14 protein-coding genes, 2 tRNA genes and 1 pseudogene are annotated in these 17,745 nt (G+C 38.3%); 10 read left to right on the forward strand and 7 right to left on the reverse strand.

What is annotated here, in order from left to right:
- The first annotated feature begins 398 nt into the window (after positions 1-398).
- The gene (locus VB713_RS26660) at positions 399-638 is read left to right on the forward strand and encodes a hypothetical protein (protein WP_323314507.1); all 240 of its coding nucleotides are present in this window, start codon (positions 399-401) and stop codon (positions 636-638) included.
- A gap of 19 nt (positions 639-657) precedes the next feature.
- Here the strand turns inward: VB713_RS26660 and VB713_RS26665 are convergent, their stop codons facing one another.
- Both VB713_RS26665 and VB713_RS26670 read right to left on the reverse strand, forming a co-directional pair.
- Positions 658-1,440 (reverse strand): RNA methyltransferase, encoded by a 783-nt coding sequence (locus VB713_RS26665; protein WP_323314508.1) that lies wholly within the window; start codon positions 1,438-1,440, stop codon positions 658-660.
- 299 nt (positions 1,441-1,739) lie between these two features.
- Positions 1,740-1,821: transfer RNA gene (locus VB713_RS26670), tRNA-Leu, on the reverse strand.
- 351 nt (positions 1,822-2,172) lie between these two features.
- Between VB713_RS26670 and murA the strand changes: the two genes are divergently transcribed.
- Positions 2,173-3,555 (forward strand): UDP-N-acetylglucosamine 1-carboxyvinyltransferase, encoded by a 1,383-nt coding sequence (gene murA, locus VB713_RS26675; protein WP_323314520.1) that lies wholly within the window; start codon positions 2,173-2,175, stop codon positions 3,553-3,555.
- 105 nt (positions 3,556-3,660) lie between these two features.
- Here murA and VB713_RS26680 read toward each other — a convergent pair whose 3' ends face one another.
- Complete coding sequence (locus VB713_RS26680) at positions 3,661-5,115, reverse strand: CHAT domain-containing protein (protein WP_323314509.1); 1,455 nt, start codon at positions 5,113-5,115, stop codon at positions 3,661-3,663.
- Between the two features lie 105 nt (positions 5,116-5,220).
- Positions 5,221-6,507 carry a tetratricopeptide repeat protein gene (locus VB713_RS26685; protein ID WP_323314510.1) on the reverse strand — a complete coding sequence of 429 codons (1,287 nt, stop codon included), beginning with the start codon at positions 6,505-6,507 and terminating at the stop codon, positions 5,221-5,223.
- Positions 6,508-6,641: 134 nt separating this feature from the next.
- Here VB713_RS26685 and VB713_RS26690 point away from each other — a divergent pair, with 134 nt between their 5' ends.
- From VB713_RS26690 to VB713_RS26720, 7 genes and pseudogenes are all read left to right on the forward strand, one after another.
- A complete protein-coding gene (locus tag VB713_RS26690; protein ID WP_323314511.1) occupies positions 6,642-7,823 on the forward strand; it encodes a leucine-rich repeat domain-containing protein in 1,182 nt (393 codons plus the stop codon).
- Between the two features lie 188 nt (positions 7,824-8,011).
- On the forward strand, positions 8,012-8,887 hold the full coding sequence (locus VB713_RS26695) for a M48 family metallopeptidase (RefSeq protein ID WP_323314512.1): 876 nt from the start codon (positions 8,012-8,014) through the stop codon (positions 8,885-8,887).
- Between the two features lie 66 nt (positions 8,888-8,953).
- A complete protein-coding gene (locus tag VB713_RS26700) occupies positions 8,954-9,412 on the forward strand; it encodes a hypothetical protein (protein WP_323314513.1) in 459 nt (152 codons plus the stop codon).
- A 174-nt stretch (positions 9,413-9,586) separates the two neighbouring features.
- Positions 9,587-10,354: an SDR family oxidoreductase gene (locus tag VB713_RS26705; protein ID WP_323314514.1), complete on the forward strand. Its 768-nt coding sequence runs from the start codon at positions 9,587-9,589 to the stop codon at positions 10,352-10,354.
- 194 nt (positions 10,355-10,548) lie between these two features.
- Positions 10,549-10,857: pseudogene (locus VB713_RS26710) on the forward strand (alpha-hydroxy acid oxidase); the annotation flags it as partial.
- Positions 10,858-10,938: 81 nt separating this feature from the next.
- Positions 10,939-11,020: transfer RNA gene (locus tag VB713_RS26715), tRNA-Leu, on the forward strand.
- A gap of 182 nt (positions 11,021-11,202) precedes the next feature.
- Entirely contained in the window at positions 11,203-11,949 is a 747-nt protein-coding gene (locus VB713_RS26720) for a creatininase family protein (protein WP_323314515.1), read from the forward strand.
- 57 nt (positions 11,950-12,006) lie between these two features.
- On the opposite strand, the gene VB713_RS26725 is transcribed toward VB713_RS26720, so the two are convergent.
- The gene (locus VB713_RS26725) at positions 12,007-13,659 is read right to left on the reverse strand and encodes a Ppx/GppA phosphatase family protein (RefSeq protein ID WP_323314516.1); all 1,653 of its coding nucleotides are present in this window, start codon (positions 13,657-13,659) and stop codon (positions 12,007-12,009) included.
- Between the two features lie 231 nt (positions 13,660-13,890).
- Here VB713_RS26725 and VB713_RS26730 point away from each other — a divergent pair, with 231 nt between their 5' ends.
- Positions 13,891-14,772, forward strand: a complete 882-nt coding sequence (locus tag VB713_RS26730) for a 4-hydroxybenzoate solanesyltransferase (protein ID WP_323314517.1) — start codon at positions 13,891-13,893, stop codon at positions 14,770-14,772.
- Between the two features lie 159 nt (positions 14,773-14,931).
- On the opposite strand, the gene VB713_RS26735 is transcribed toward VB713_RS26730, so the two are convergent.
- A complete protein-coding gene (locus VB713_RS26735; protein WP_323314518.1) occupies positions 14,932-16,791 on the reverse strand; it encodes an ATP-binding protein in 1,860 nt (619 codons plus the stop codon).
- Positions 16,792-16,802: 11 nt separating this feature from the next.
- Positions 16,803-17,696 (reverse strand): phosphate/phosphite/phosphonate ABC transporter substrate-binding protein, encoded by an 894-nt coding sequence (phnD, locus tag VB713_RS26740; RefSeq protein WP_323314519.1) that lies wholly within the window; start codon positions 17,694-17,696, stop codon positions 16,803-16,805.
- Positions 17,697-17,745 lie beyond the last annotated feature (49 nt).

Consider the following 17,745-nt stretch of genomic DNA (forward strand, 5'->3'; position numbering starts at 1 on the left):
GGACTTTTAAAGCCCCCACCATATTGCTCTTAGCAATTGGTGGTGGGTAGTTTACTTCCACCTACCAGATTATGATGAGAATCAGTTATCAAGGTATTAACCAACTAGTTGAAAATTTCTTCTGGACTTATGCAAAAACTCTCTCAAACTCCTACTCCTCCGTTTTCTCTGTAGTTATTCCATGACTTATGTGTAAGTTTTATGAATTTGTCATAGCACTTTCTGCTTCTAAGTAATACCACGGATTTGGCAATCAGGCCTGTTAATGTGTAAAATATATACCAAGTTAAATAGTGGTGATTCCAATAGCCATATAATTTTAGATTGCTCACATTGAATGGATCTGCACATACAATCCACGATTAAGTTACTAAAATAATCATTCTCACATTAATACCATGAAACCTATTCAGCAATACCAACGGTGCGCCTCTGCTCAAGAATTTCAAAAATCCCTCACTCAGTTAGAAGACATTTTAGAAATCAATTCTACTCATCATCAAGTGGTTATAGAACTGGATACTAGTAGCTCTATTAACGATGAATTCAGTGAAAATCCTGAGGAAATTTCTTTAGCTGCTTTAGAGGATGCAGTTGCTGACATTGAACAATATTTAGACCAGAAAAACAAACGGTAGTAACTCCTAAATCAATAAATCACCCATAAATCTTTTGTCGCTGGACTTCATATAACATTAAAGCCGCTGCGATCGCTACATTTAAAGATTCTACTCCGGGATTGAGGGGAATTTTAACCTGCTGGTCTGCCATTGCAGCTAAATCTGCTGATAAGCCAGCGCCTTCATTTCCCAATAAAATCAAACTTGGTTTTCGCCAATCTACTTCCCAATAAGTTAAATTTGCATCGGGTAAGGTGGCTACTACTTGCATTCCTGCTTGCTGGCTTTGTTGGACTGTCATCCTTAAATCTTGACTCACCGCCATATTTAAGCGAAACCACTGCCCCGCAGATGCACGTAAAACCTTGGGGTTATCTAAATCAACACTATCACCACTTAACCATAAACCCGATACCCCAGCCGCTGCCGCAGTGCGAATCATCGTCCCTAAATTGCCAGGATCTTGCAGAGTTTCTACAGCTAGAACTACACCAGTAAAGGGGACTTGGGTTTGCTGTTGGGTGCGTTTTGCTATTGCTACTACACCGTCTGGCTGTACTGTTGTTGCCATTGCCGATAAAACTTCTTCACTGACAATTTCATAGCGATGGCACTGACTACAGACATCATCCCATAATTGAGGATGTGCCATTTGCCATTGGGGAGTACAACACACCACCTCTAACGGGTAATTCACCGCACAAGCTTCTTCTAGCAAGTGAGTCCCTTCCAGTAAAAATAACTCTTGCTTGTGCCTCTCTTTGGTAGAGTGCAATTTACGGATTTGCTTAACTAGGGAATTTTGTAAACTTGTCAGCACAATTTTCAAATAATTCGTGATTAAGTTTTGCAAATAGGATTAATACCACATCACAAAACTTGCTGTTTCTTAGTTGTGGGAGACTTAAACCCCAGATTTATACTAAAAACGGGTTAAAAGTGTCATTCTGAACGAAGTGTTCGCGTAGCGTGCCGTAGGCTCTAGAATCTCCGAGATACTTCGCTGCACTACGTTACGCTCAGTATGACATAAGTCCAAATTTCACCCGTTGGCAGTATAGTTAAATTTTGATATCTTGGAATTCAGATAAAACTAAAATCCAAAATTATTAATTAATATGCGGAACCCGGGACTTGAACCCGGAAGCCTTGCGGCACTAGAACCTGAATCTAGCGCGTCTGCCAATTCCGCCAGTTCCGCTGGCATCAATGTCTTATTGACAATTTCTTATTATTACCTAAATAGTTGGAGTTTGTCAAGCTGAACTTATCTACATAAATTTCAGCACCAGAAACAAACGCTTACTGTGTATTAGTTTTTGAGCTTACTGAATATTGATTCTGGTTGTAAATTTGGAGTTAGTATTTCTATGGTTGATAAGTCTTCAAACCCATAAACCTTGCTAGTAACTATTTACAGATGCTAGAGAAAAGAGTTATAAAATTCATTTCCATGAATCATAATAGCAAAATGTAGACAAACCGACTCTTTACTGTAGAATCGAAACCAACTTCAAACCCTTATTATTACTTATTTTTTGGAGGTAGGCTTATTAATTCTTCTAGCAGCTTACCAGAGGCCAAGTCTTCACCTGAAGCAGAGTCCTCAGTTTTGCAAATTTGGGGCGGGCATCCTTTGCAAGGTCATGTAAGAATTAGCGGGGCAAAAAATTCAGCTTTGGTAATCATGGCTGGAGCTTTGCTTTGTTCAGGAGATTGTCGGATTCGCAATGTCCCCTTATTAGCGGATGTAGAACGCATGGGGCAAGTTTTATCAGCTTTGGGATTGGGCTTAACCAGGCAAGACGACATATTAGATGTTGATGCCAGGGAAATTAGCACATCCAAAGCGCCTTATGAACTAGTTACTCAACTGCGAGCCAGTTTTTTCGCAATTGGACCTCTATTAGCGCGACTGGGAGTAGCACAAATGCCTTTACCGGGGGGTTGTGCGATCGGTGCTAGACCAGTTGATTTGCACGTCAGGGGACTGCAAGCAATGGGTGCAGAAGTGCAAATTGAACATGGTATTTGCAATGCCTATGTTCCTGGAAGCGATCGCAGATTGAAGGGAGCCAGAATCTATTTAGATACTCCTAGCGTTGGTGCAACCGAAACCTTGATGATGGCAGCTACTTTAGCTGACGGCGAAACTGTCATTGAAAATTCTGCTAGAGAACCAGAAGTGGTTGATTTGGCAAATTTTTGTAACTCAATGGGAGCGAAAATTCAAGGAGCAGGTACGAGTACAATTACTATTGTGGGTGTACCTCAGTTACATTCTACCGACTACTCAATTATTCCTGATCGGATTGAAGCAGGAACTCTTTTACTAGCAGGAGCAATCACTCGTTCAGAATTTACTCTGTCCCCAGTGGTTCCCGACCATTTAATCCCAGTGATTGCCAAGTTACAAAAAATTGGTGTACCCATCATTGAAGAAGGATTAGATTGTTTACGAATTTTGCCAGCAGAAGTATTGAGAGCAACAGATATTGATACTTTACCTCATCCAGGTTTTCCCACAGATATGCAAGCGCCTTTTATGGCATTGCTGACTTTGGCAGAAGGTGACAGCATCATTAATGAATCGGTCTTTGAAAATCGTCTGCGTCATGCCTCTGAGTTAAATCGCTTAGGGGCAGATATTCGCGTTAAAGGTAATACAGCCTTTGTTCGCGGTGTACCAATGTTGTCTGGCGCACCAGTAATAGGTACGGATTTACGGGCATCCGCAGCCTTGGTTATAGCTGGACTAGCCGCAGAAGGACAAACCACCATTCAAGGATTAAACCACCTAGATCGTGGTTATGACCGCCTGGATGTGAAGTTGCAGCAACTAGGAGCGAAAATCATCCGTGTGAATAATGAAGCATCAGCAGATGCAGAGTTACATACAAATAACAGCAATCCCCCAGCTTCAGTATCTATCTAGAGTTAGGGGATTTTGTGTTTGGCAATTTAATGGCGGATTTTACCTGTTGATTAAAATCAAGTTGGTAACTTTCGCCATTCATTTACTTTTTTGATTGTCAAAGTTTCACAACCCATTCCCAATCAAAATAAACGGTGACCAGTAAAAAGGATGGCTTAGTTGCTCCTTCAATTGCGATGGTGAACTACTATTTATGGGCTGTTTGATAGAAATACGTCTTTGCTGACCTGTAATTGTATAGTTGCCAGTAATCAGAGCCATTTGAGCTTGACGCAGGGCTTCTGCTTTACTAATATTTCCCTGTTGCAAAATTGTATAAAAAGCATTCATTAACGCTTGTGTACCACCATCGTCCACCGACCACAAAGAAGCGATCGCAGCTCTTGCCCCTGTTTGTTGCATTTGGTAGCCAAAACCGAGAATTTCCCTACCGTCTCCTAACAGATCACCTAATCCAGTTGCACAAGCTGAAAGTACGACTAAATCGACATTTGGTAATCGCCAATTTTTAATATCTCGGAGGGTGATGCGATCGCCATTCCCAAGTAAAATAAATGATGATTCCGGTTGTCCGATGGTAAATACCGCATGAGTTGCCAGATGCACGATAGAGTAATCATTCATCTGGAAAACAATATCTGGATTAAATTGCTGATTTAAAAGTTTTTTAGTGCTAGGAACGATTTGAGCCAGAGTTTCCACTTCGATACCGGCAAAGGGCAAACCAGAGAATTCAAACTCCTGATCTTTTACCTTAAAGCTATAATTCCCTTTGGTAAAAGCAGCCGCCAACACATTTAACTGACTTTGGGGTTTAGTGTTGAGATCAGTCAAACTCACGGCAGTGATATTATTGATGCTAAAACGTTCTACCAGCCATTGTTTCCCATCATAGAGGGCTGCTAGTGGAATATAACGTAATTGCCCATCAGGGGCGTAAATTATAGTTTTGGTTTTTGCTTGAGCTAAGTCATTTTCCAAGGGCTTAATCAGCCAATTGTAGAGCTTTTGGGCAGGAACTTTGGCATTACGGACAGGTGTTGTTAAAGTCGAACGAAATTCAGCAATAACTCGGTTAAGTTCTGCTCGTTTGACAGGAACGGTGCGACGCAGAGGAGGTGCATAGGGAGAAATTAAAACCAGTTCCAAGCGATCGCTCAACACGAAAGGATAGATAATTACAGTATCTTGCTGAAGTTTCTTGAGGTTGTCTTGTAAGGTTGTCGCATAAGCATTCAAATTAATAGCTTGTCCTTGTGTAGTTTGCTGAAGTTGGGCTATCAATTCTTGCACTTGTGGACTTTTCAGGAAGGTCTCAAACTGTTCACTAACCTCCTGTTCTGCTTTCCTTAACTGGACAATACGCTGTTTTTGGGGTTCTGTTCTCTTTGTCACAGCAACGGTTTCTAGTAGAGCTAGTTCTTGACCAAGAGATATTGCTTTATCAATCTGTCCCGAAATACCTTCTCTAATTTGCTTTTCTTGGGGACGTTCAGCAACACCTTCAGCAGTATTTTCACTTCCTCGCACATTGCTAAGATAGTCTTCTAATTCCTGCACTTTCAGTAAATCTAGAACCCGTTGCGCTTCTAAAACTCGGTTTTGTTGTAATAATAAATCAGCTAAATGGCGATAATCTTCAGCAACAGTTTCAGTATATGATTGTTACTGTTTTTGTGGCAATCCTTTGATATTATTTCTAATTGCTTCTCTCACATTAACGGATTGTTTAAAGAACACAATAGCTAATTCTGGCTGATTTTGTTTCTCTAGTAAATAACCAATATTATTTAGTACCTTGGCTTCACCTGCTTTATAGCCGATTTCCTGAACAATTACCAAAGATTGCTGATAAAAATTCCAGGCTAATTCATATTTATTTTGTCGAAAAGAAACTTTACCAATACTATCTAACATTACACCTTGAGAAAACTTATCACCTAAAGATTTGACAATAGTTAAACCTTGCTGTAAAAATTTTAAAGATAATTCATACTTACCTTGATCCAAATAAACAATCCCAATATTATGAAAAGTCCATGCTTCCAAGAATTTTTTATCTTTTTTGTTCTTAATTCCTTTGACTTTCGACAAAGCTTGTTCATAAAACTCCAAGGCTAAATCATATTTTTTCAACCGATAATGAATATTTCCAATGGCATGAATATTTCTTACTTCTGAGCCAATTCTGTGTTGTTGGGCTAATTTTAAGGCTTGTTGATAAGTGTTTAAAGCTCGGTCATATTCTCCTAAAGATTGATAAATCTCACCCATGTTGAAAAAAACTGTCCATACCCAAGGAGTTTGTTCTACCGGGTATGATGAAACTTGTTTGAGAACTGATAAAGATTGCTGATAATATTCCAAAGCAGATTCATATTTTCCCAAAGTGTGGTAAATCATGCCGATTTGGTTGAGAGTAAAACCTGCTTCGATTTTTAGCTCCAATTTTCTATTTAAATTTAAAACTTCTTGGAATTTATTTAACGCCGTTTCATATTCACCTCGTTGATAAAGTTGGCGACTTTGTTCACTATAGATATTCATTATTTTAGTGAGGGTTTGTTTTTCTTCCTCACGATTATTTAATTCTCTTTGAATTTGTAAAACTTGCTGATAATAATTCAAAGCTTTTGCATATTCTTTTTTGTTGTAGTAAATCAAGGCTATATAATCAAGAGTTTTACCAATACCTGTTTGATTACCTATTTTTTGATAAGCCAACAAAGCCTTTTCAAAACTGCTGATAATTCTCTGATGATTATTTCTATATCTATTGCCATTAATAAAGAGATAAAAAGCTTCTCTAAACAGCCTATCCGCTTGAGCTTTTTCTTCTTGGTTGTTAAGTTCCTGGGCAACTACAGGAGAAAAAATCCAGGTATGTGTTACAACAGCAGTAGTTGCCGAAAAAAGCAGAGTCACAAAACTAAGGCTGACTAGATTACGCATGAGAATAAATTAATGAATGTTAAAAAATCAACTAAATCCATAGTTAATAGTTCTATAATAAGTACCATAACAGGTGATATAAGTTACTGTGTAAATCTTGAAAACAATCTATACAAAATATGAGTATATCAACTATGAAATTAAGCAGTGCAGTTGCTCTGATGATGAGTATGTGGGTATGCAGTGGAGGGGGAGTTATTCAAGCTGCTGAACCTCAGCGAGGGAGTTCTTTTAGTGAGTTGTGTCGTCAACAAGCTACTTTATCAGCAGATGGCAGAATTACAGTAGAATTATTATTAGCCAAAGCAGCAACTAATGATTGTGACATTGCTGCTAAAAAGTTGTTAAATCTAACTCAGCTTGATCTGAGAAATCAGCAACTTGTTGATTTAAGTCCTTTAGCAGAGTTCACAAATTTAGAATTTCTCAATCTCAATAGTAATGAAATTTTTGACCTCAGCCCCTTAGCAGGATTAAAAAAGCTCAAATCCCTGGATATCGACAATAACAAAATTATTGATATTAGTCCCTTAGCAGAACTTATAAACCTAAAGTCTCTGGCTATGGGGGGAAACCAAATTAAAGATATTAACGCCATAGATAAACTCACAAATCTGGAATATTTAGCTATAGATAATAATGAACTTGTTGATATTACCCCTCTAGCAAAACTTACTAATCTTAAGTGGCTCATTCTCAGTAAAAATTCAATTATAGATATTAATTCTCTCCAGGGTCTGATTAACTTGACTGGGATTTTTTTGGAAGATAACCAAATTCAAGATATTAGTTCTCTAGCGAAATTGACAAAACTCACTCGGTTGGAGATAATTTACAATCAAGTTAAAGATATAAGTCCTCTAGCCAATCTAACAAATTTAAACAGACTGAATTTGGAAGGTAATCAAATTGAGGATATAAGTCCTTTAACAAGACTGACAAACTTAAATTTTCTGTTTTTAGATGATAATAAAATTAAAGATGTTAGCCCTTTGGCAAACCTAAAAAATTTAAATCGGTTGGTTCTTACTTACAACCAAATTACAGATGTTAGTCCTTTAGCAAAATTGAATAATTTGAATTTGCTGGTATTGCGTTTTAATAAAATCCAAGATGTCAGCCCCTTAGCAAAACTGACAAATTTAACTGAGCTTGTGCTTGATGACAACGAAATTACTGATATTAGTCCTTTATTGAACCTGACTAACCTGACTCGGCTGAAACTTGACTATAACAAAATCACAGACGTAACTCCCCTATCAAAACTTACTAATCTTCAAGAGGTGAGTTTTCAAGGTAATCCCGGTGTTAACTAATCTTAGGACTTACGCAAAATTTGACTAAAAACCTTATTCTTGCGGTAATTCATGTAGCTTGCTTCCCGAAGGGTATTACCTCTACTTTCGTTCGGTTTGCGTAAATCCTGTAATCTCTGTCTACTATTGTCTTGTTCAATCGTTATACTAGCTGTGGGAGTTGTATTTTTTATTGATTACCAATCATTATGTCTTTAGTTAAAACCCCACTAATTGGTTTAAAAGCTGACTCTTTCCGTCATCCTCTGGACTTGGAAGCGACAAGAACTCTCAAGCAAATTCCGGGTATAGATATGATGGTGAGAAACTTACTCGGTCCAATGGCCGAACAGGTTTTTTATGTAGAAAATATTGCTTCTAGTATTTTGGTTGGTAAACAACAATTACCTGATTTGCACAAGTTATTATTAGACGCTTGCAATATTTTAGATATTGAGCCGCCCCAATTGTATGTGCGTCAACATCCTGCACCTAATGCTTATACTTTTGCGATGCGGGGTAAACAGCCTTTTGTGGTGCTGCATACATCTTTAATTGATATGCTCACACCACAGGAAGTCCAGGCTGTAATTGCCCATGAATTGGGACATCTCAAATGTGATCATAGTGTTTATTTAACACCTGTAAATTTATTGATATTAGCTGCGGCAATTGTACCTAATGTTGGTGCTGTTGTGGCGCAAGCATTACAGGCACAATTATTAGAATGGGTACGTTGTGCTGAGTTTACCTGCGATCGCGCGGCTTTGTTAGCTACCCAAGACCCCAAAGTTGTTATGTCAGTATTGATGAAGCTTGCTGGTGGTTCTCCTACCTTAGCACCCAAGCTAAATCTAGATGCCTTTGTTGCCCAAGCTCGTGCCTATGACGACATCAGCAAAACCGAACTCGGTGAAATGGTCAAAGAAGCCCGTACAGCCCAATTAAGCCACCCAGTACCAGTATTGAGAGCTAGAGAAATTGACCGTTGGAGTAGTAGTTTAGAATATCAAAAACTATTGCAAAAGCATGGTTTTCAAGAGAAGAGTGAAATTGCACCTCAAGGCGGTTGGCGCAACTGGTAAAATAATCAAATAGTTGGGCAAGTTCTGTAGTATGCAACAGTATTTGCAAGTTAAAGTCATACCTCTATGAACACCTTTTTTAACTACTTTTGGCTGCTGGCGATTTTAGTAAATGGACTGAATGCTGTGATCTTCTGGGTGCGATCGCAACCTTACATTCTCAAAAATCCAGAACTGCAACCGGGTTATATTAGACTAATTCGGGGTTTCTTTCTAGGCATGAGTATACCTTGGGTGGTGATGGGAATTGGCATGACCATAGGTGGTGTAGCTCAAATTAGCGATTATTTTTATCCTCGTAATGGCAATCAATTTGTCATTGCTTGGTGGGTATCTATCTGGGCATTAATGATACTTTTTAGCTATTGGATTTGGTTCCGAGGTGGAGCAGAAGAATTTATCAAATATCCTGGTCTGTTCAAAGGCAACCTTAAAAATCCTAAAACTATTAAATTGATGTGGCTGGTGTCATTCATTAGTGGTATTATCGCCCACGCAATTATATTTTCTCTGGAGCCTAATTAGTACTTCCCAAAATTGAATTATTAAATTTAGCATCTATCCTGAGACAGATTGCGATTGCTTACTAATAGTGGAAATATCAGACTCAGCATATCTAAGATGTCGGAAAAATTTCGACTATGAACCTGATTGTTTCTATTAATGCGTAAGTCTTAAGCAATCTCAAACTTTAAACCTATGGCCTTATTTACGGAAAAAGTTGCACTTATAACTGGTGGTACATCTGGAATTGGCAGAGCTACTGCGATCGCATTTGCCAAAGAAGGAGCAAAAGTAGTTGTTGCAGGTAGACGCGAAAAAGAAGGGGAAGAAACAGTTGCTTTAATTCAAAAAGCCCAAGGAGAAGGCATATTTGTCAAGACCGATATTTTAGTAGCAGCAGACATCAAAAAATTGATAGAGAAAACCATATCAACTTATGGTCATTTAGATTTTGCCTTCAACAATGCGGGGATTGAACAAACTCCGGGAGATTACCTTGAAGGTACTGAAGAAGAATATGATCGTGTTATGGATATCAACGTCAAAGGCGTGTGGCTATCCATGCAATACGAAATAACTGAAATGGTTAAACAGGGTAGCGGCGTAATTGTCAACACTGCTTCAGTTGCCGGACTTGTGGGCATGGCTAGAGTACCAATTTATGTTGCTAGTAAACACGCTGTCATGGGTTTGACTCGTGCTGTAGCTTTGGAATATGCCAAATTAGGAATTAGAGTCAACGCTGTTAGTCCTGGTGCTATTCAAACAGAAATGATGAATCGTTTCGTGGGTACTCCTGAAGCAGAAACAGAATTCCGTCAACAATTAAAAGCTATGCACCCTGTTGGCCGTCTAGGTACTGATACAGAAGTGGCAAGTGCAGTTATTTATCTTTGCTCCCCAGGTGCATCATTTATTACAGGGCAATCTATTACTGTAGATGGTGGATTGACAGTGCAGTAATTCGTCATTAAGTGTTGTAACCGGGATTTAGAAAACTCTATCGTTTTTATACAGCACTTCCCAGTGTTATGAAGTACAAGAACCCCACCCCCCCTCCCCCTTCGGATTCACCAGTCGCCTACGGTGGGAAACCCGCCTACAGCGCTGGTTCACCGCAAGCGATGAGGGGGCTAAGATGTATCTCATAAGAGCGAAAACCGCTAGATGGTGCGATCGCTTCCTTGGATGCCCTACCGGAAATCATAGCCGCAGTAGATGGTAGAGCAGAAGTTCTATTAGATGGCGGTATTCGTCGCGGTACAGACATTCTCAAAGCCTTAGCAATAGGCGCAAAAGCCGTCCTCATCGGTCGCCCCATATTGTGGGGATTAGCGGTATCTGGACAAGCCGGAGTAGATGAAATTGTCTCCATTCTCAAAGATGAGTTAACCACTGCAATGGCACTCAGCGGCTGTGCTAATTTGCAAGATATTGATTCAACTTTAGTCATCCGTAATTGGTGATTTTTCCCCCATCCCTAAATAAATCTAAATCCCTGTTGCCAAAATCAAAAAATAGGTTATACTTAGAAAAGTGACACCCAAGGGCGGGTGGCGGAATTGGTAGACGCACCGCACTCAAAATGCGGCACCGAAAGGTATAGGAGTTCGATTCTCCTCCTGCCCATCTTCTAATATTGCAAATATCCTGTATATTACTTCTATATACAGTCACAAATTAGATATTGTTTGTGACAAAATGATTTCCTTGCTGAACCATATTTGTATTAATAAAACGAATATACTTTTGGCAGGTTTATCTGTCAGATATATTTGCTGAGTTGAATCAGATTTTGAGATTTAGAGAAAATGCAATTACATTTAAGCACCTGGACAGAAGTCGAAACCTATCTACAACAATCTCAGGGCATTATTTGCCCTATTGGTTCCACAGAACAACATGGCCCAACGGGTTTAATTGGTACTGATGCCATTTGTGCAGAAGCAATATCCTGTGGTGTGGCAGAAGAAACTCAAGGGATGGTTGCACCAACAATCAATGTCGGTATGGCATTACATCATACTGCTTTTCCTGGTACAATTAGCCTCCGTCCTAGCACTTTAATTTTAGTGGTGCGGGATTATATAACTTGTTTAGCAAAAGCAGGTTTTACTAAGTTTTATTTTATTAATGGACATGGTGGAAATATTGCGACTCTGAAAGCTGCTTTTTCAGAAACTTACGCACACTTAGAAGATTTACAAATTCCTAATTCTCAAAAAGTTAAATGTCAAATTGCTAATTGGTTTATGTGCGGTTCTGTATATAAACTTGCCAAAGAATTATATGGTAATCAAGAAGGTTCTCATGCTACTCCTAGCGAAGTCGCTGTTACCCAGTACATTTATCCAGAAGTGATTAAACAAGCATCCCTTTCTTCAAAAGTTGCAAATGGACATGGAATTTATGGTGCAGCTAATTTTCGAGAAAATTACCCAGATGGACGCATGGGTTCAAATCCGGCTTTAGCAACACCAGAACATGGTAAGCAGTTTTATGATTTGGCTGTTGAGGAATTAAGCAAGGGATATTTGGAATTTGTAAAGGGGAAATAGGCTTTTGGAATCGCATATTGGTGCATTAATTAATTGAATTTTAACGCACCATAAAAGCTAAGAAAAATTAACGCTGCAAGTATTGACTAAACTTGCTACCAATTTTAGCCCAAATTCTTCTTCAAACGCTCCTTTTTTATAATCTAAATTCCATAGTTCTAAGTCGCAATCATCACCTAGACTAGAAGGAAAAATCAACATTTGAAATTCATGTACATTAGGAAAATATTCACATTGCACGCGAGAAACTGCCCCAATTTGTCTTCTATCTAAAGCTACGGCTAATCTTAAAATTGCACTCAATTGATTCACCATTTGCCGATGTTCTTTATGTAATAGATTACGGTAGTTTTCGTGCTTTTTCTTCGGTACAGATTTGCGGTGATAACGGGCTAAATTAGCAATGATTTCGATCTCGGTTTCGTTGTAACCAAGTAATTCACCATTTCTAATTAAATAGTATGAATGTTTGTGGTGTGAGGAATGACTGATGTAGTGTCCGCAATTATGTAAAATGGCAGCAGCCCAGAGTAATTGTCTTTCGTCTTTACCCCAATTATGTAGTGTGCCTTGAGTTTGATCAAATAAACTGAGTGCAAATGCAGCAACGCGATCGCTATGCTCTAAGTTAATTTGGTATTTTTTGGCAATTTTCAGCACATTACGCTGTCTAATCGAACCTTGATAGCGCAGTCTGTTGTCAATTAAACCATGTGTTAGCATCCAATCTACAATCACACCTTCCCGCAAGGATCGCTCACAGAGTATGACTGTATCCACATCTAACAGGGTCATTGCTTCCTGTAATATCACCGCCCCAGCTAGTATCACTTCTGAGCGCTTATCTGGCATTCCTGAAATTGCTGCACGTTCTACATTCGTCATCCGTCGCAAACGAGTTACCCATGTTCGCAAGTCTTGAAGACTAAATTGATAACCGTTGAGAGTAGAAGGGACAACACCCATTTTTTCTTTAGCATGAATTGTTGCTAAAGTTTCAATTGTGCCAGATGTTCCCACCAACTGTGGCGATTCACCAGGCTGGAGTTTAGAAAGCACATCTTCTACAGAACGTTCTAACATCCCTCTGGTGTAAGCTTGCAAGTATTTAAACTGCATATCGCTGATAGGGTCTGTGGTGATTAACTCCCCAGTCAACCGCACTGCACCTACTTTGGTACTGGTGAGACTGCGGGGTTCTTGGGAGTCACCTAAAATTAATTCTGTAGAACCACCACCAATATCAACAATGATATGGGGTTGGTGATTAAATTCCATGCCCGATAACACGCCTAAATAGATGCGTCGCGCTTCTTCTTGACCAGAAATCAAGTCAATGGTTAAGCCTATTTCTGTTTCTACTCTATGTAAAAAATCTTGACCGTTGGGGGCTTCACGGACGGCGCTAGTGGCTACGGCGATAATGCTTTCTGCTTCTAGGCTTTTAGCAAGTTCTTGGAAACGTCCTAGACAAGCGATCGCTTTTTTGATCACTTCTGGTTTCAGTTCTCCAGTCTCCAAATTGCGATCGCCTAATCTGACTGTTTCTTTTTCTTTGGCGATCATCGTAAAAGCTCGTAACGTCGGTTCAATCCTCACTATTACCATGTGTAAGGAATTAGTACCGATATCAATGGCCGCAATAATCGGGTTTTGCTTAACTGGTTGAGCAGGTGTACTCTCCCAATTAGCTGAAACTAAATTCAGCATTTAAATTTCTCTCTCTTAACAACAGATGGTCAAACTTTGTGTCGGTTTAATCCGCACTCAATACTTATTACTGGCAATCTACAGACTTGTCAGGTTAATTGTTTGGTAACATTACTCACAATTAAAATAGTGAATTTGTATCCAAAGCTGCAACTTCACTTTATGTGTTTGTAGTGTTCAAATAACGATATTCTATAGATGTAGATGTGAAGATATGTGAATCGATCAAATATGCTAAAAACATCCGAAAGCGACCAAAAACCATTATGGCTTGTAATTATCCAGCTATTACGGTGGCATAAACCAGAAGGCAGATTGATTTTGATGATCCCTGCATTGTGGGCTGTGTTTTTGGCAGCTGCTGGTAAACCACCTTTACCCTTAGTGGGGGTAATTATATTAGGTACTTTAGCCACAAGTGCCGCAGGTTGTGTTGTCAACGATTTATGGGATCGAGATATAGATCCGCAAGTAGAGAGAACACGCGATCGCCCTCTTGCTTCTCGCTCTCTTTCTGTAAAAGTTGGTATAGGGGTTGGTATTGTTGCCCTAGCCTGTGCAGCAGTCCTCGCTTTCTATCTTAACCCATTGAGTTTTTGGTTATCTGTAGCAGCAGTACCCGTAATTCTACTTTATCCAGGCGCAAAACGGGTGTTTCCTGTACCACAATTAGTGCTTTCCATCGCTTGGGGTTTTGCGGTGTTAATTAGCTGGAGTGCAGTCACACAAAACATTTCCGCACCTACTTGGTTGCTGTGGGGTGCAACGGTTCTGTGGACATTGGGATTTGATACAATTTATGCGATGAGCGATCGCGAAGATGATCAACGGATTGGCATCAATTCTAGCGCCCTATTTTTTGGTAAATACTCCCCTACAGCTATTGGCATTTTCTTTGTTGGTACTGTCATTCTCCTAACTGGAGTCGGTGTTTTAGTTCATCTCAACACAGCTTTCTGGATTAGCTTAGTAATTGCCACTCTTGGTTGGTTTTGGCAATCTCTGCAATTGAGAAAATCAGAACTAGCTCACTCTGCTTATGGTGAAATGTTCCGTCAAAATGTGTGGATTGGTTTTTTAATTCTCGCAGGCATGATTGTCGGTTCTTTTTAAATAGGGCTTGCAAAAACCTAGATAAATCAATAGTTTAAAAGTTGAAAATGTAAATAAGGTGCAAAGAATAAGCGTTGATACCATCAAAAACCCAGATTCAAAACTATTCTTACCTCCTTCTAATTCTTCCTCCTAACTCCTGACTCCTAACTCCTAACCCTAAATACCTATATGTTTTATCGGCAAAGTAATTGCAAACTCTGTCCCTTGGGTAACAGCCGAAACAACTTCTATTTTACCTTGGTGTTTTTCAATTATCTGATAACAGATACTCAAGCCTAAACCAGTACCTTTACCAACTGGCTTAGTAGTGAAAAAAGGATCAAATAGCTTATTGATAATTTCTGGTGGAATTCCTAATCCATTATCTCTAATTTTTACTTGAATATAATTATTCTCTACCCTTGATGTACTTATTAATATTTGTTTATGAGTTTGTTCCTTATAATCAATTAACGCATCTATTGCATTACTAATAATATTCATAAATACTTGATTAAGTTGGGCTGGATAACAATCAATTAAAGGCAAATTACCATAATTTTTAATAACTACAATTTCTTTATTCAGTCGATGATTTAAAATTAATAAAGTATTATTAATCCCTTCATGAATATCTACATCCTTGATTTCCGATTCATCTAATCGGGAAAAATTACGCAATGACAAAACAATTTCCCGAATGCGTTGAGCGCCTATTTTGATAGAAAAAAGTATTTTCGATAAATCCTCACTGAGGAATTCTAGATCAATTTCGGCAATTTTTTCTGCAATTACAAAATTTTCATTAGGGTATTCTTGCTGATATAAATTTATTAAATCAAGCAAATCTTTTAGATAACCTTCAGTGCATTGAATATTGCCATAAATAAAGTTAACAGGGTTGTTAATTTCATGAGCTATCCCTGCTACCATTTCCCCTAGAGAAGACATTTTCTCAGTTTGAATTAATTGCCCTTGAGTATTTTTTAATTCTTGCAGTGCTTGTTGGAGTTCCTGGGTTCTTTCTTCTACCCTTTGTTCTAAAGTTCGCTGTGCTTGTTGAAGTTCCTGAGTTCTTTCTTCTACCCTTTGTTCTAAAATTTTACGAGCTAACTCTAGTTGCTGGGTATAGTCTCCCACCCATTCCACTAACCGATTTAGAGATTTTGCTAATGTACCTACTTCATCATTACTGTTAACATCAGCCCTGAGTTGAAAATTTGACTCTTCAGTGATTTTTCTAGCAGTTTGAGTAACTGCTTTTAGCGGGCGGGTAATTAAATTAGTAGTAAATAATGCCAGTACTGCGGCAATTATAGAGGAAAGCAATATACTCCCTAGAATAATTTGTATTCGCAGTTTTTTGGCATTTTTAAAACTAAGATTAGCCTGTTCTCTTTGAGTATCAGCACGCCTAATAATGATAATTAGATCATCTGATAATTTTTCAAAATTAATATTAAGATCAATATATTCCTTTTCATTGAGTAATACTATTAGCTTTTCTTGGTAAGACTTAGTAGTTTCTTGTGTTAAATTATTTGATGATATTTGCAGCCAAAACTTTTTAATTATCTGAGTATATAAATCTGTATTTTTTTTATATTTATTTACTAAAATAGTGAATTCTTGATTATTGATTGCCAAATCATGAGGATAGGCGTTAATAAAAATTTCTAGTTCAGATAATTGTTGATCAACCTGAGTAACATCACCTAAAAATCTGTTTTTTTCAAATTCCAACCAAATGGAATTATTTAATACTGTAGCTAATCTTTGTGGATGCAATCTTACTGTTATTACAGCATTTTTTAAATCCTTTAAAACTGATTGTTGCTGATAAGATAAGAATAATTGATTTTGGGCAGTCCCTTCATAGTGATTTGCAATTACCAAACCACTCACTGTTCCAATAGCAGCAATGCCAATTGTGAAAGTGTAACCATAACTAATTTTTTTGGCTATATTCCAGCTATTGCTTAAATAACTGATCCATAGAAATGCAGGTTTAATTTTTCTCTTGGCAACATCTATCATTCATTGAGAAATTATTGTAAGAAGTTTCCTTGTCCAAGTTTTTGATAAACTTCACGAATCATATTATATTCCGCATCGTCTGCTGTAACTAGTTGTCCACCTTTATATTTTTGGTTGGCTTGAGCAACTATCAGACTTTGAATTAGTTTATCCTGATTTTCCATCATACGCGATCGCACAGTTTCTACAAAATCAGCTGCCATCTGATTACTAACCACAAATACATCACTAGGTAGCAGAGGCCCTTTAATAATTATAGAAAAATCCTGCTCAGATAAGCCTTCACGAGCTAAAATATTTTGGTATCTATCCGATGCAGTTGCCCAAGCATCAACCTCCCCTTTCTTTAAAGCTAATATACCCTTATCGTCTAACATCACAATTTTTAAGTCTTTATTTGGATCTAATCCCGCGTCTATAAGCAACTTGGTAGGAGAAAGATGGCCGGAAGTTGAACCAATTTTTCGCATAGCAATTGTTTTGCCTTTCAATTGATTCACTGATTTAATGGTGCTATTGGCACGTACTAAAATAATTGAATGGTAATTAATCCGCTTGATTGCGATTACAGGAACAGCTTTTGCTCTAGCATTTAAAATTAAGTATTCGGAAGGGCCAGCAAACACCATATCTACCTCTCCAGATAGCAAAGCAGGTGCTGCTGCTGTAGGATTATCAACAGGAAAAAATTCAATAGGTATACCTAATACTTCTGCTAAAGCAGTACGAAATGCCCCAAAATCACGCTGTAAATCTTCAAGCCCAGTCACATCTGTAACTGCAAATCTTAATTTTTTTAGTGCTGTAATAGCTAACTGATCTGGTGCATTATTAGCAGTATTAACCCCAGATGCACAACCAACAGTAAAAAGTAAAGAATACCATAGCAACTTACGGCGTTTCATCTAAACCTCCAGGAGACCCCCACCAAAACTGTACTCAGTTTGGTGATGG

The sequence above is a fragment of the Anabaena cylindrica UHCC 0172 genome, assembly GCF_034931625.1.
GTDB lineage: Bacteria > Cyanobacteriota > Cyanobacteriia > Cyanobacteriales > Nostocaceae > Anabaena > Anabaena cylindrica_A.